Source organism: Pseudomonas sp. (assembly GCF_035512415.1).
GTDB lineage: Bacteria > Pseudomonadota > Gammaproteobacteria > Pseudomonadales > Pseudomonadaceae > Aquipseudomonas.
In genome coordinates this window covers 199,354-212,036 of record NZ_DATKDZ010000038.1, presented here as the reverse complement: position 1 = coordinate 212,036, position 12,683 = coordinate 199,354, and the positions used below count along the sequence as shown (strand labels likewise).

At 60.4% G+C, this 12,683-nt stretch carries 11 protein-coding genes; 4 read left to right on the top strand and 7 right to left on the bottom strand.

Going from position 1 to position 12,683, the window contains the following annotated elements; all coding sequences use genetic code 11:
• Positions 1-42: 42 nt before the first annotated feature.
• Positions 43-1,101, bottom strand: a complete 1,059-nt coding sequence (locus VMP31_RS18100) for an ABC transporter substrate-binding protein (RefSeq protein WP_325509098.1) — start codon at positions 1,099-1,101, stop codon at positions 43-45.
• Positions 1,102-1,443: 342 nt separating this feature from the next.
• On the opposite strand from VMP31_RS18100, the gene VMP31_RS18095 reads away from it, so the two are divergent.
• Positions 1,444-2,160, top strand: a complete 717-nt coding sequence (locus VMP31_RS18095; protein ID WP_325509097.1) for a UTRA domain-containing protein — start codon at positions 1,444-1,446, stop codon at positions 2,158-2,160.
• Between the two features lies 1 nt (position 2,161).
• Here the strand turns inward: VMP31_RS18095 and VMP31_RS18090 are convergent, their stop codons facing one another.
• The 4 genes from VMP31_RS18090 to VMP31_RS18075 all read right to left on the bottom strand — a co-directional run bounded on the left by VMP31_RS18090 (position 2,162) and on the right by VMP31_RS18075 (position 5,950).
• The gene (locus tag VMP31_RS18090; protein ID WP_325509096.1) at positions 2,162-2,560 is read right to left on the bottom strand and encodes a GFA family protein; all 399 of its coding nucleotides are present in this window, start codon (positions 2,558-2,560) and stop codon (positions 2,162-2,164) included.
• A complete protein-coding gene (locus VMP31_RS18085) occupies positions 2,560-3,849 on the bottom strand; it encodes a M18 family aminopeptidase (protein WP_325509095.1) in 1,290 nt (429 codons plus the stop codon). Before VMP31_RS18085 ends, VMP31_RS18090 begins: the two co-directional genes overlap by 1 nt.
• Positions 3,850-4,073: 224 nt before the next feature.
• The gene (locus VMP31_RS18080) at positions 4,074-4,784 is read right to left on the bottom strand and encodes a 4'-phosphopantetheinyl transferase family protein (protein ID WP_325509094.1); all 711 of its coding nucleotides are present in this window, start codon (positions 4,782-4,784) and stop codon (positions 4,074-4,076) included.
• Positions 4,785-5,698: 914 nt separating this feature from the next.
• Positions 5,699-5,950 (bottom strand): hypothetical protein, encoded by a 252-nt coding sequence (locus tag VMP31_RS18075; RefSeq protein WP_325509093.1) that lies wholly within the window; start codon positions 5,948-5,950, stop codon positions 5,699-5,701.
• 214 nt (positions 5,951-6,164) lie between these two features.
• Here VMP31_RS18075 and VMP31_RS18070 point away from each other — a divergent pair, with 214 nt between their 5' ends.
• Entirely contained in the window at positions 6,165-6,992 is an 828-nt protein-coding gene (locus tag VMP31_RS18070; RefSeq protein ID WP_325509092.1) for an arylamine N-acetyltransferase family protein, read from the top strand.
• 292 nt (positions 6,993-7,284) lie between these two features.
• Here VMP31_RS18070 and VMP31_RS18065 read toward each other — a convergent pair whose 3' ends face one another.
• Together VMP31_RS18065 and VMP31_RS18060 are read right to left on the bottom strand one after the other, a co-directional pair.
• The gene (locus tag VMP31_RS18065) at positions 7,285-8,283 is read right to left on the bottom strand and encodes an HNH endonuclease (RefSeq protein ID WP_325509091.1); all 999 of its coding nucleotides are present in this window, start codon (positions 8,281-8,283) and stop codon (positions 7,285-7,287) included.
• A gap of 186 nt (positions 8,284-8,469) precedes the next feature.
• Positions 8,470-9,468, bottom strand: a complete 999-nt coding sequence (locus VMP31_RS18060) for an AraC family transcriptional regulator (protein ID WP_325509090.1) — start codon at positions 9,466-9,468, stop codon at positions 8,470-8,472.
• A 304-nt stretch (positions 9,469-9,772) separates the two neighbouring features.
• On the opposite strand from VMP31_RS18060, the gene VMP31_RS18055 reads away from it, so the two are divergent.
• Both VMP31_RS18055 and VMP31_RS18050 read left to right on the top strand, forming a co-directional pair.
• On the top strand, positions 9,773-10,912 hold the full coding sequence (locus VMP31_RS18055) for an acyl-CoA dehydrogenase family protein (RefSeq protein ID WP_325509089.1): 1,140 nt from the start codon (positions 9,773-9,775) through the stop codon (positions 10,910-10,912).
• A gap of 57 nt (positions 10,913-10,969) precedes the next feature.
• On the top strand, positions 10,970-12,607 hold the full coding sequence (locus VMP31_RS18050) for an AMP-binding protein (RefSeq protein ID WP_325509088.1): 1,638 nt from the start codon (positions 10,970-10,972) through the stop codon (positions 12,605-12,607).
• The last annotated feature ends 76 nt before the right edge of the window (positions 12,608-12,683 follow it).

Genomic DNA, 12,683 nt, shown 5'->3' with positions numbered 1-12,683 from the left:
TGGTGAGTGCCCCGGATTGCATCCGGGCTACGGTTCTGTGGTTTAGTTCATATTGATAATGACGTGTTCCTGCCACAGGCGTGGCAGGGCCTTGGAGGTGTTCTCCCAGGCGGCGGCATCTTTGATTGGCTGGACCTTGGCGTATTGCTCCTGCGGCAGCAGCTTGGATTGCACTTCGGCTGGCAGCTCGATGTGCTCGGCGCGGATCGGCCGGGCGTTGCCCTTGGCCAGGTTGATCTGGCCGGCGTCGCTGAGGATGTACTCACGCGCCAGTTTGGCGGCGTTGGGGTTCTTCGCCCACTTGTTGATGATGGTGCTGTAGCCGGAGATCACCGAACCATCGGAAGGGATCAGCACCTCGAAACGCTCGGGGTCGATCTGGTCGCGGTAGCTCAGGCCGTTGAAGTCCCACACCACGCCAACTTCCACTTCACCTTTTTCCAGGGTCTGGATGGTCGGGTTGGCCAGCGACAGACGGCCTTGCTTGGCCAGCTCGCCGTAGAATTCCAGAGCCGGTTTGACGTTGCTTTCATCGCCACCCATGGCGATGGCGGCAGCCAGTACGCCGTTTACTGCTTGGGCGGCGGTGCTGACATCGCCGGCAGAGACTTTATAGGTGCCCTTTTTCAGATCAGCCCAGGAGCGCGGAATATCCTTGACCAGCTGCTTGTTGACGATAAAGGCGATGGAACCGGTGTAGGCGAGCATCCAGTGGCCGTCGGTGTCCTTGGCCCAGGCTGGAATCTGCTCCCAGGTGCTTGGCTTGTACGGTTGGGTTACGCCTTGCTGTACGGCGATGGGGCCGAAGGCCGCGCCGACGTCGCCGATATCGGCGGTGGCGTTGTCTTTTTCAGCGGCGAACTTGGCGATCTCCTGGGCCGAGCTCATGTCGGTGTCCATATGCTTCAAGCCATACAGCTTGTTCAGGTCAACCCAAGTGTCTTTCCAGTTGGCCCAGCTGTCCGGCATGCCCACACTGTTCACCGCGCCTTCGGCGCGCGCGGCTTGTTCCAGTGCTTGCAAGTCCGTTTCAGCAGCCATGGCCGAGGTGGCCAGAGCAATGGCCGAGCCCATCAGGGAGGCCAGCAGCAGTTGTTTCATTGGAAACTCCTTTGCGATCAAAGTGCGTGCGGTGAAAAGTTCTGGTCTAGATCAGCAAGACCCAGGCCAATTTAGGCCAGTTAAATGACAGTTTTATGTAAGTTGGCTATTTGCCGATCTGCAAACCCTTCGCCAGACTGGCGAATGACAAGCGTAGACCATGAATAAGCAGGTGATTACCCGCCTGCAGACGAGGGATTGCTGGGTTTGTGCTGGCCTTGCCGGAAAACTGTCACGGCGCGGTCATCTAGATTGCTTAAACTTGCAACAGAGTTGTCTCGGCTGCGTAAGCCGTTTTATGCCCTGGAATGGGGCTGGACTAGTCCAATCTTGGAGGTCTTGATGCGCGATGAAGCGCCGCGGGCAGTCACTGCCATATGCCGGGCACTGGAGGAGCAGATCGAACATGGTCTGCTGCCTTCCGGCAGCCAGTTGCCGGCCGAGCGTAAGCTCAGTGAAGTATTCGATACCACCCGCATTACCCTGCGCGAGGCCTTGGGCCAGCTCGAGGCCCAGGGTCTGATCTACCGCGAGGAGCGTCGCGGCTGGTTTGTCTCGCCGCCGCGGGTGGCCTACAACCCGCTGGTGCGCAGCCATTTCCATGCCATGGTCGGCGAGCAGGGCCGGGTGCCGGCCACCGAAGTGCTGAGCGCGCGGCTGATTCCGGCCAGCGCCGAGATCTGCCAGATCCTGGCCTTGCCGGCGCTGTCCAGCGTCTACCAGATTCGCCGCGCGCGGCGCATCGATGGGCGGCTGGTGCTTTATGTCGAGCACTACCTCAACCCCAACTACTTCGCCGGCATTCTCGATTTCGACCTGACCCGTTCGCTGACCGAGCTATACGCCAGCGAATACGCCATTCATTACGGCCGGGTGCGTTTCGATATGGTGCCCACGGCCCTGCACAGCGAAGCCGCGGCGGCGTTGAAAGTGGCAGTGGGCAGCCCGGCGCTGCGTATCGTGCGGATCAACCGCGATCAGCATGGCCGCCTGATCGATTGCGACCTGGAGTTCTGGCGCCACGACGCTCTGCATGTAAGCGTCGAGGTGCCGGAGTGATTTAGCGGCCTGGTGGCCACTCGTCATGGCTAGGCAGCGCTTCGGTTGCCAGCCAAGGTCGGTCGTGGCTGGTCCAGATATGCTGGGTAGGACGTTCGCCGGGGTCCTGATCCAGCGTGGCCACGCGGATGATCACATGGGGCTGGGCAGGTCGTTCAGCAACCAGCTGAGAGCCGCAGACCGAACAGAAGTGGCGCAGCTTTCCCGGCGAAGACTCATAGCTGGAGAGCTTGTCTTCACCACGCAGCCAGCGAAAATCCTCACGCAGCACGCCAGCCGTAGTGGCGAACGGGGCTGCATGAGCTTTCTGGCACGTCAGGCAGTGACAGTGACCAATGGGCTTGTCCAGGCGCGCGACGCTGTAGGCCAGCGCACCGCACAAACAGCTCCCCGTCAGCATCAAGGCAGCTCGGCGCTGGCGTAAAACGCCGTCAGCACTTTGACCAGATGCGCCAGGTCATGGCTGCCGGCCAGTTCGCGGATCGAGTGCATGGCGAAGGTCGGCAGGCCGATATCCACGGTGCGCACGCCCAGCTGGCTGGCGGTGATCGGGCCGATGGTCGAGCCGCACCCCATGTCGCTGCGGGTGACGAAGCTCTGCACCGGCACTTCATTTTCCAGGCATAGATGACGGAAGAAACCGGCGGTTTCGCTGTTGGTGGCGTAGCGCTGGTTGCTGTTGATCTTGATCACCGGGCCTGCGTTGAGCTTGGGGCCGTGGTTTTCGTCGTGTTTGTCCGGGTAGTTGGGGTGTACGCCATGGGCGTTGTCGGCGGAAACCAGCAGCGAGCGCTGGATGCTGCGTACAAAGTCGTCGCCGTCGGGCAGTACCCGGCGCAGCACCTGTTCGAGCATCGGGCCGTCGGCACCGCAGGCCGAGCAGGAGCCCACTTCCTCGTGGTCGCTGCACACCAGCACACAGCTTTCCTCGTCCGGGGCGGCGAGCAGGGCCTGCAGGCCGGCGTAGCAGGACAGCAGGTTGTCCAGGCGCGCGCCGGCGATAAAGTCGCGATTGATGCCGATGACCGCGGCACTCTGGGTGTCGTAGAAGCTCAGTTCATAGTCGAGCACGGCATCGGCGCTGAAGTCGTGCTCGCGGGCCAGTTGCTCTGTGAGCAGGGCGCGAAAATCCGCCGCCTCGGGATCGGCCAGCTGCGCCAGGATCGGCGGCAGCTCGGTCTGCGGATTGATCGCCCAGCCCTGGTTGGCTTCACGGTTGAGGTGAATGGCCAGGTTGGGAATGGTGGCGATGGGGTCCTGGAAGTCGATCAGCTGGCTTTCCACCTTGCCGTCGCGGCGGTAGGTCACGCGGCCGGCCAGGGACAGGTCGCGGTCGAACCAGGGCGCGAGCAGGGCACCGCCATAGACCTCCACCGCCAACTGGAAGAAGCCCAGGCGCTGCAGCTCCGGCTGCGGCTTGACCCGCAGGCAGGGGCTGTCGGTGTGCGCGCCGACCAGGCGGATACCGCCTTCCACGGGCGAACGCTTGCCCAGCTTGAAGGCAATGATCGAGGAGTCGTTACGGGTTACGTAATAGCGGCCACCGGCTTCGGTATGCCAGCTGGCGCGTTCGTCCAGCTGCTGAAAACCTGCGGCCTCGAGGCGCTGGGCCAGGCTGCGGGTGGCGTGGAAGGGGGAGGGCGAGGCCTTGAGGAATTCGATCAGGCCTTGGTTCAGTGAGTCACGCATGTGGTACTCCAGGCGGCAATGGCCGGAGTTTAGCGGATTTGCTAAAGGCGCTGTTGTGCCGCAACGCTGCTTGTCAGGGCAATCGCATAAGCGTGAGGCGCTTGTCGCGGCTGAAGCCCCTCCCACGGTTTTGCCTCAGGCGGCAGTTTCATGTTGTGGGAGGCGCTTTAGCGGCGAGCTTTCGGGGCCGTGATCGCCTGCCAGCATTGTTTGTATGCAATCGCTTAGCGCGGGATGCTGACCAGGCTGAGCAGATAACCATCGAACTCGGCGAACTGGCCCTGTACTTCGCTGCCGGCGGGCCAGTCGGCATGCAGATCGATCAGCAGGCGCAGGCGCGCCTTTTGTTCGCTATCGCAGCTCAGCAGTTCGGCATCCTGGAAATAGAAGTGGCGCAGCACCTGCGGGTAGAGCGCCTTGAACAGACTTTCCTTGAGCGAGAAGGTCAGGCTGATACGCTGCGCTCGCTGTGCGGCGGGCAGGCTGTCGAGGCGCAGCAGTTCGGCCAGGGTGAGAATTTCCGCGGCCAGGCGTTCGGCGCGGGCGGCGGGCAGCAGTTTTTCCACGTCCAGCCCCAGCCCTCGCCAGGTGTGGCGGTGACCAACTATGGCCCCGGCCCAGCCGCCGCCATGGCTGATCGAGCCGGCAATACCGCTTGGCCACTGCGGCGCGCGGTCGGCTCCGCTGGCCGGCACACTGGCCGTACCGGTCAGCCGCTGCAGGGCTTCACGGGCGCACAGCCGTCCGGCCAGGTATTCCGCCTGGCGCTTGGCCACGCCGGGTACCGGGGCAATGCTGCAATGGTTGAAGTCGGCTGCATCCAGTTGGGTTGGATCGAAGCGGGTGCTGATCAGTTGCACCCCAGGCAAGGGGTGCGGCAGTGGCCAGGCAGCGTCCAGGGGGGCGCAGCAGGCGGGCAGGTAGGCTCTGTTCATCGCGTCATTCTGCCGTGCCGCGGCGGCGGCGGCCAGTCGGCTTGCGCTTTACATTTCTTTGCAATGGCACAACAAAGCGACACGAAGCGCCCAGGAGTTTTTTGCCACACTGCTGGCTGCATTGCTTCGGCAGTGCAGGTGAGGTTGTAGCAGGCGCGGACTCAGGTTTGTGCCGGCATTTCTCTGAGAATGAGTACGGGAGCCCGTTTGGGCTCCCGTTTTTTTTTGCAGCTATGGCCCCGTTAGGCATGGTAATGCCAGACGTGGTTTGCGACCTCTTGCCCCTCTCCCTAACCCTTTCCCCTGAGGGGCGAGGGGACTGATCAGCGTAAGCCGCGCAATCTTGCAGCAGGTGACTGGCATCGTGCTTTTTTGCAGCGGGGCTTTACCAGGGCTAGATACCCGTCAGATGTCGCATGCAATGGGTAGGGTGCGCCGTGCGCACCGACTTAGGCCGCGGGCTTTTGCTGCCCACTGCCTAGGCGGCGTTGAGTGCCCTACGCTCACCGGTTCCTGAACACGATATGCACTGGCCATGTAGGAGCGGACTTGTCCGCGATTGCGTTTCGCGGGCATGGACTAGGCGTCCCCGCTGCCTCTACAGACAGGATGGGTGAGATTTTCGTCCTGCAAGACGTCCGCATAAGTGGTGGATGGATAAAGCGTCATCCACCCTACACAAGCCCTATGCAGCCTGTAACGGCTTTCCGTGGGCCTTTACCACCCTGTACGCCGCTCATATCCGGCAGTTTGTGGGCGATGCCTTTGTGGCAGTCGATGCTAGCGGTACTGGCCGCGCTGTTTGTCGCCGCCGGAATCAGCGTACGCAAATTGTAAGGCGGCAAACCGCGGTGGCTGCGGCTGAGTGATTGAGGCATAACGTCGGCCTTACGCGGCCCGCCCATCCTGGGTACTTAGCTCGCTAGCAGCAGATAAACCACCACCATCAGCACGATCAGGCCCAGCCAGATCAGGGCGTTGGTCCTGCTCAGCGCGACGATACCGGCACCGCGCAGGCGAACCGGCGGGTTCTCTTCGAGATAGAGATTCATCTGCTCTTGGGCGGCTTCCTGGCTAATGCCCTGATTCAGGCTGAGCATGCGAATGGCCTGGTCGTGCTCGCCGCGTTGCATGGCCTGCAAGACGGGCTCGGGTAGTTGGCTCATAAGATATTTCCTCCACTAGAGATAGTTTTAGAGGGCGTCACCCCGTCAGGGTTCGACACTTTTCTTCTGAAGGCATGACGCCAGCCCTGTAGAGGGGGCTTTAGCCGCGAGCTTTTGATGCTGTTGCTGCGATTTGGCTTTGAGCTGCGTTTATTCGCCTATCCCAGCAGCTGTTCTGGTAAAAGGTTCGGCAGGTAGAAAAGGAGAAACCTCAATGAACGAGCCGTTCATGCTGGAAGTGGATACGTACCTCAAACGCCTGGGTTACTCGTCGGCACCGCCGCCGGCCCTGGCAACCCTGAGCGAGCTGCAGTTGCGCCACACCGCTGAATTCCCCTTTGAAACCCTGTCGTCGATGCTCTATGCCCCGGTGCACGTCGACCTGCCTAGCGTGCAGGACAAGCTGCTGTGCCAGGGGCGCGGCGGTTATTGCTTTGAGCTTAATCAGCTGTTTCTGCTGTTGTTGCAGGCGCTGGGCTTCGAGGCGCGCGGCCTGACCGGGCGAGTGGTCATGGACGGGCCGGAAGACGCGCAGACTGCCCGCACGCATATGCTGGTGCTGGTGACTATCGAGGGCGTGCGCTATATCGTCGATGTGGGCTTCGGCGGCATGGTGCCGACCGGCCCCCTGCTGCTGGACAGCGAAGCGCAGCAAAGCACCCCGCATGAGCCTTTCCGACTTACCCTGGTCGACGGCGCCTACACCTTGCGCGCCCTGGTAGCCGACAGCTGGCGGGCCATGTACCTGTTCGACCTGCAAGCGGTGGCGGAGATCGATTACACGGTTGGCAGCTGGTACGTGTCCACTCATCCGGACTCGCCATTTCTCGGCCGACTTATGGTGGCCCGCACCGGGCATCGCCTGCGCAAGACCCTGAACAACGGCAGCTTCGCCATCCATCGCCTGGGCGAACCCAGCCAGCGTGTGCAGCTGCAGGATGCCGATGCGGTGCTTAAAGTGCTGCGCGATGAATTCGCCATTCAGGTGCCGGAGCATCCGGAACTGCGCGCGACCATTGAGCGGTTGCTTGCCAGTGAGTGAGAGGGGGGCTTTGCCTGCTCGTAGATAACGATTGTCGGTGGTGTGCACGGCGCACCCTACAAAAGCCCAAACACTTCTATCCTCGCGTCGCCTGCACGAAACGCCTGGGTTAACCAAACATAACGGCCGTTTGCGGCGGCGTAGGGTGGAAAACCGCGAAGCGTTTTCCACCACAGCAATTTGATGGGTATCGCGTTGCTCAACCCATCCTACGAGCTGAAGGCGATTAGAACTTCGTCTGCGCGATAGCTGTTAAAGAGAAAGATGAGAAGTCGAAACAGCAGTTCTAAATTTATTGGTGGTCAACCAGTAGTTCATCAAGAGAGAATATCCCGGACTTGCCCTCAGTGATGCTGCTGATATAGACCGTTGCAACGTCCGTCGCTCCCAGAGTTCGAACGAGATCCCTAATATGGAAAATGGCTCCCATGCCGAGCATAGAACACACCACTCCGGCTGGTGTTACTATGGCTAGATGATGGGTATATGGATTGCCGTTTGTGAGATGCTTAATAAAATCATCAAGATTTGGTGGAACCTGCGGGGCAATATTTAGATGCTTAGCCATGTCAATTAGCTCCCATGGCTCTGGTTCATCGCAGCACTGAGCTGTAAGAAAAGCTCGAAGTCGCTCTCCTGACAAACTATCGATGAAGGCTGAGCCGAACTCTAAGTAGCAAATTTCATAGATGACTTTTACATATTCGGTAAATAAGGCCTTGAGTTCGATTGTCCAACTGCCATGCAGGGGGGATTGAATCTGCTCGGATCTTGGTTCAATTTTATGAGCCCCGTCTATTGATCTTTGAATTGCACTTTCCTTTTTATCATCGGACCATTCGAGACGTATGCCCGCCTCTGATTTGAAGAATCGTGAGAGTACCGTTCTGATAATTTTCGGAATGTCTTTCCTGTCCGTGATATCTAAGGATAGGCTGAGGCCAATCTCTCCATCCTCTGTAACCCATATCTTCGGTGCTTGACGCACCACTCGTGGTGCAAAGTTTTTATCCAGCTTGACCTTCAGTTGGCTGTCGAAGCCATCTATAGAGTAAGTGTCTGAAAACGGCTGCGGAATGTTCCCCCTCTTTCCCGGAATTTTGTATGTAACACGGGCGAGTTGAATGTGCTTTTGGTCCACATAAGGTGCATCTACCCAGTGCCCTAATTTATCGTTGCAAGGTTTACAGAGAATGTACTTTGCAATGTTTCCGCCGGCGGCTTCGGGAAAGATATGCTCTTCGGTCAGCGGTTCAGCAGGCTTTAGACAGAGGATGCAGGGGCCGCGCATTTCGTGAGTTCTCTAGGAGGATAGGTTCTAACTATAAGTGGGCGATACAAGCGGTGGAAAACATGGAAAAGAGGACAGATTTTTTATGGTAAAGGAATAGAGATCAAATTATCAGATGGCTGCTGGCCATCCAGATGCCCCGACCTTAATGCATTGCGCGTCGCAAACATCAAGCCCGCCCAACCCTCACCCCTCCTGCGCCCGATAAGCCCCCGGCGTTAGCCCCGTCCATTTTTTAAACGCACGATGAAACGCCGACGGCTCGGAGAAGCCCAGCTGTTCGGCAATGTCCTGAATCGCCAATTCATCGCGCCCCAGGTGGTAAATCGCCAGGTCGCGGCGCAGGTGGTCTTTGAGTTCCTGAAAACTCGACCCTTCCTCACGCAAATGCCGGCGCAGGGTTTGTGGGCTCATATGCAGTTGCTGGGCGACGGCATCCAGGTCCGGCCAGTTGCTGCAGTCGCGGCCGAGCAGGCGGCGGATCTGGCTGGTCAGGCTGTCGCCGCCATCCGGGCGGGCCAGCAGGTCGGCAGGGGAGTGCTGGAGGAATTGCTTGAGGGTGCGTTCGTCCTGCAGCAGCGGCATGGTCAGGTAGCGGGCCTGGAACAGCAGGCTGGTGCGCTCGACCGAGAAGCGCCGGGTGCAGGGGAACAGCAGTTCGTATTCGCCGGCATGGGCGGGCTGGGTATAGCTGAAGGTGGCCTCTTCCAGGCGGATGCGCTGGCCGATCAGCCAGCTGCCGAGGCGATGCCAGATCACCAGCAGGCTTTCCACTAGAAAGTGGTCGGGGTCCCACAGCGTTGAGTCGTCCACGGTCAGTCGCGCCCAGTCGCCTTCGCGCTGGATGCTAATGGTCGGGGCTTCGGGGAACAGGCTGTAGAACAGCGCGCCACGGCCCAGGGCCTTTTCCAGCGAGCGGCAGTGGATGATGGCGTAACACATCATGGCGAAGGTGCCGCGCTTGCTGCGCAGGCGGCCAAAGCCCAGGTATTCGTCGTCCAGGCTTTCCCACAGCAGTTGCACCAGGCGGGCGAACTGTTCTGGGGCGACCCGTGCGCGGGGCTCGTCGAGCAGGGCGGGTTGGATGCCCAGTTGGCGCAGCAGCGGTGTGCAGTCGTGGCCCTGGCGCTCGGCCCCACGCAGGGCGGCGCGGACAAAATGGCTGGCGATGGTGCGTTCGCGCATGACGGTTCCTAGTGGGTTAGCAGGCCGTTGAAAAATGTTGGCGAGGCAGGCAAGACAAGGCAAAAACGGCCGAAAAAGCGGAGTTTACGTGCTGTAAATGAGCATTTTGAGGCCGTTTTTAACGCAGTATTGCCAACGCAGGTAGTTTTTCAACGGCCTGTTCGCCGATGGTAGGCAGCTGATTGCGCCGCCGACAAGCCGGTCGAGCGATTGAGTCAATCCAGGCTGAGCGCATGGGTCATTGAGGCGGCGGGGGCGTGGGGCCTAACCTGCTGTACGACTTCAGCTCAGGGAGCACACCCGCATGCAGCGCCTTATTTTCGACATCGAACACAATATGTTCCGCGACGCGTTCGCTGCCTTTCTGAAAAAGGAAGTGGTGCCGCATCAGGACGAATGGGAAGCGGCCGGCGTGGTCAGTCGTGAGGTGTGGAAGAAGGCCGGTGACATGGGCTTTCTGCTGCCCTGGGCGGATGAGGAGTACGGCGGTGCTGGGCTCAAGGACTTCCGTTACGAGCAGATCATGTGCGAGGAACTGGCGAAGATTAACGAGCCGGGCTTTATGCTGCCACTGCACTCGGCGCTGTGCGGCCCCTATATCGCCGAGTACGGCAATGCCGAGCAGAAGGCGCGCTTTATGCCGGGCATCATCAGTGGTGAGCTGATTCTGGCGGTGGCGATGACCGAACCGAGCGCCGGTTCCGACCTGGCCGGTATGCGCACCAGCGCGGTGGATCAGGGCGATCACTACGTGCTCAACGGCTCCAAGGTGTTTATCTCCAACGGCCTGCTGGCCGATGTGGTGATCGTGGCGGCCAAGACCGATCCGGCCAACAAACACGCCATGGGCCTGTTTCTGGTTGAGCGCGGGATGGAAGGTTTCGAGCGCGGCAAGAACCTGGAAAAGCTCGGCATGAAGAGCCAGGACACCGCCGAGCTGTTCTTCAATAACGTCAAGGTGCCCAAGGCCAACCTGCTGGGCGACGCCAAGGGCGGCTTCTTCTACCTGATGAACATGCTCGCCCAGGAACGCCTGACCAACGCTTGCGGCGCGGTGGCGGCGGCCGAGGCGGCGTTGCAGGTGACCATCAATTACGTGCGCGAGCGCAAGGCCTTCGACCGGCCGATCTCGCACTTCCAGAACACCCGTTTCAAGCTGGCGGAAATGCGCACGCAGATCGACGTGGCGCAGGTGTTTGTCGACCGCTGCGTAACCGATCACAACGAGAAGAAACTCACCCCGGAAGTGGCTGCCGAGGCCAAGCTGTTTACCACCGAGCTGCTGTGCAAGGTGGTCGATGAGGGGGTGCAGCTGCACGGCGGCTGGGGTTATATGTGGGAGTATCCGATCTGCAAGATGTACGCGAACGCGCGCATCCAGCGCATCTTCGCCGGCACCTCGGAGATCATGAAAGAGATCATCAGTCGTGGGATGAAGCTCTGATCGAGGGCTAGTGGCTGAGCAGAGGCGAGACAGACAATAACAACAAGAGGTCTGCACATGGATGATCAACTGCCCCTGGAGCGCCTGGCGCTCTGGGTTGAGAAACGCCCCGATGCGGTCTGGCTTAGCCAGCCGGTAAACGGCCAGTGGCATGACTTCACCTGGGCCCAGGTGGATGATCAGGCGCGGCGTATGGCCACGGCCTTGCTGGCGCTGGATTGCGCGCCGGGTGATCGGGTCGCGCTGCTGGCGAAGAACTGCGCCGAGTGGATCATCGCCGATCTGGCGATCATGCTCGCAGGGCTGGTCAGCGTGCCGTTATATCCGTTGCAGTCGGCCGAAAGCATTGATTACGTGCTGCGCCATTCGCAGTGCAAGGCGATCTTTCTCGGCAAGCTGGATGAGCCGGCCAAGCTCGCGCCGGGCATTCCGGCTGAAGTCATACGCATCGCCATGCCTTATCCGACTATCGAGGCGCAGCACAATTGGCAGGTGCTGCTGGCGGCGCATCAGCCGTTACGCGACGGTCATTCGCAGTTGCCGGATGAGTTGCTGAGCATCCTCTATACCTCCGGCACCACCGGTCAGCCCAAGGGCGTGATGCTTTCGGCCAAGGCGTTTGCCATTGCCGGCGGGCGTTCGGTGAATGAGCTGCAGATTACCGAGCAGGATCAGTATTTCTCCTACCTGCCGCTGTCGCATGCCGCCGAGCGCTTTCTGGTGGAGATGAATGCGCTGTATAGCGGTGGGCGGGTGGCTTTTGTCGAGTCGCTGGAGACTTTTGCCAACGATCTGCGCCATGTGCGGCCGACCGTGTTCTTCTCCGTACCGCGCCTGTGGACGCGCTTTCAGCAGGGCGTGCTGGAGAAATTGCCGCAGCCCAAGCTGGCGCGGTTGCTGGGTATTCCGCTGATTGGCGGCCTGGTGGCGCGCAAAATTCGCAAGGGCCTGGGGCTGGATCGCGCGCGTATTCTGGTCAGCGGCGCGGCGGCGATTCCGCGCGCGTTACTCGATTGGTATCAGAGCATCGGCATCACCATCTGCGAGGGCTACGGCATGACCGAGCACCTGGCCTATGGCTGTTTCAACCGGCCGGGGCAGGTGCGTTTCGGCACCGTGGGCCGGCCGATGCCGGGCAATGAATTGCGCATCGCCGAGAATGGCGAAATCCTCCTGTGCTGCCCGAGCCTGATGCTGGGCTACTACCAGGACCCGGAGAAAACCGCAGAAACCATCAGCGACGGCTGGCTGCATACCGGTGACAAGGGCGAGGTGGATGCGGCCGGTTACCTGAAAATTACCGGGCGGGTGAAGGATATCTTCAAGACCAGCAAGGGCAAGTACATCGCCCCTGCACCGATTGAAGGCGAGATCGCCAAGAACCTCTGGGTTGAGCAGGTGTGCCTGATGGGCAGCAACCTGGATCAGCCGCTAGCGCTGATCGAACTGTCGCCGGCGGCTCGCGAGCACGCCCGCGAGCGGGTGACGGCCGATCTGCTGCAGACCCTGGCGCAGCTTAATGCCCAGCTTGAGGCCCACGAGCGGCTTAGCCATTTTGTGCTGGTGCGCGAGGCCTGGACCGTGGACAACGGCTGTATGACCCCGACCATGAAGATCCGCCGCAACGTACTGGAAGCACGCTTTGCCGATCAGCTAAGCGAACTGGATGCCAAGCAGCCGCTGCATTGGCAGTGAGGCGTGTGCTTTTGTAGGAGCCAGCTTGCTGTGGCTCGGCACTCCGACGATGCTGTTATATGGTCATTGATCGCCA

Excerpts from the sequence above, each read along its gene's own strand:
- VMP31_RS18080 (WP_325509094.1), bottom strand. The coding sequence starts at position 4,784 with ATGAACAGAGCCTACCTGCCCGCCTGCTGCGCCCCCCTGGACGCTGCC.
- VMP31_RS18060 (WP_325509090.1), bottom strand. The coding sequence starts at position 9,468 with ATGCGCGAACGCACCATCGCCAGCCATTTTGTCCGCGCCGCCCTGCGT.
- VMP31_RS18095 (WP_325509097.1), top strand. The coding sequence starts at position 1,444 with ATGCGCGATGAAGCGCCGCGGGCAGTCACTGCCATATGCCGGGCACTG.
- VMP31_RS18085 (WP_325509095.1), bottom strand. The coding sequence starts at position 3,849 with ATGCGTGACTCACTGAACCAAGGCCTGATCGAATTCCTCAAGGCCTCG.
- VMP31_RS18070 (WP_325509092.1), top strand. The coding sequence starts at position 6,165 with ATGAACGAGCCGTTCATGCTGGAAGTGGATACGTACCTCAAACGCCTG.
- VMP31_RS18075 (WP_325509093.1), bottom strand. The coding sequence starts at position 5,950 with ATGAGCCAACTACCCGAGCCCGTCTTGCAGGCCATGCAACGCGGCGAG.
- VMP31_RS18065 (WP_325509091.1), bottom strand. The coding sequence starts at position 8,283 with ATGCGCGGCCCCTGCATCCTCTGTCTAAAGCCTGCTGAACCGCTGACC.
- VMP31_RS18100 (WP_325509098.1), bottom strand. The coding sequence starts at position 1,101 with ATGAAACAACTGCTGCTGGCCTCCCTGATGGGCTCGGCCATTGCTCTG.
- VMP31_RS18090 (WP_325509096.1), bottom strand. The coding sequence starts at position 2,560 with ATGCTGACGGGGAGCTGTTTGTGCGGTGCGCTGGCCTACAGCGTCGCG.
- VMP31_RS18055 (WP_325509089.1), top strand. The coding sequence starts at position 9,773 with ATGCAGCGCCTTATTTTCGACATCGAACACAATATGTTCCGCGACGCG.
- VMP31_RS18050 (WP_325509088.1), top strand. The coding sequence starts at position 10,970 with ATGGATGATCAACTGCCCCTGGAGCGCCTGGCGCTCTGGGTTGAGAAA.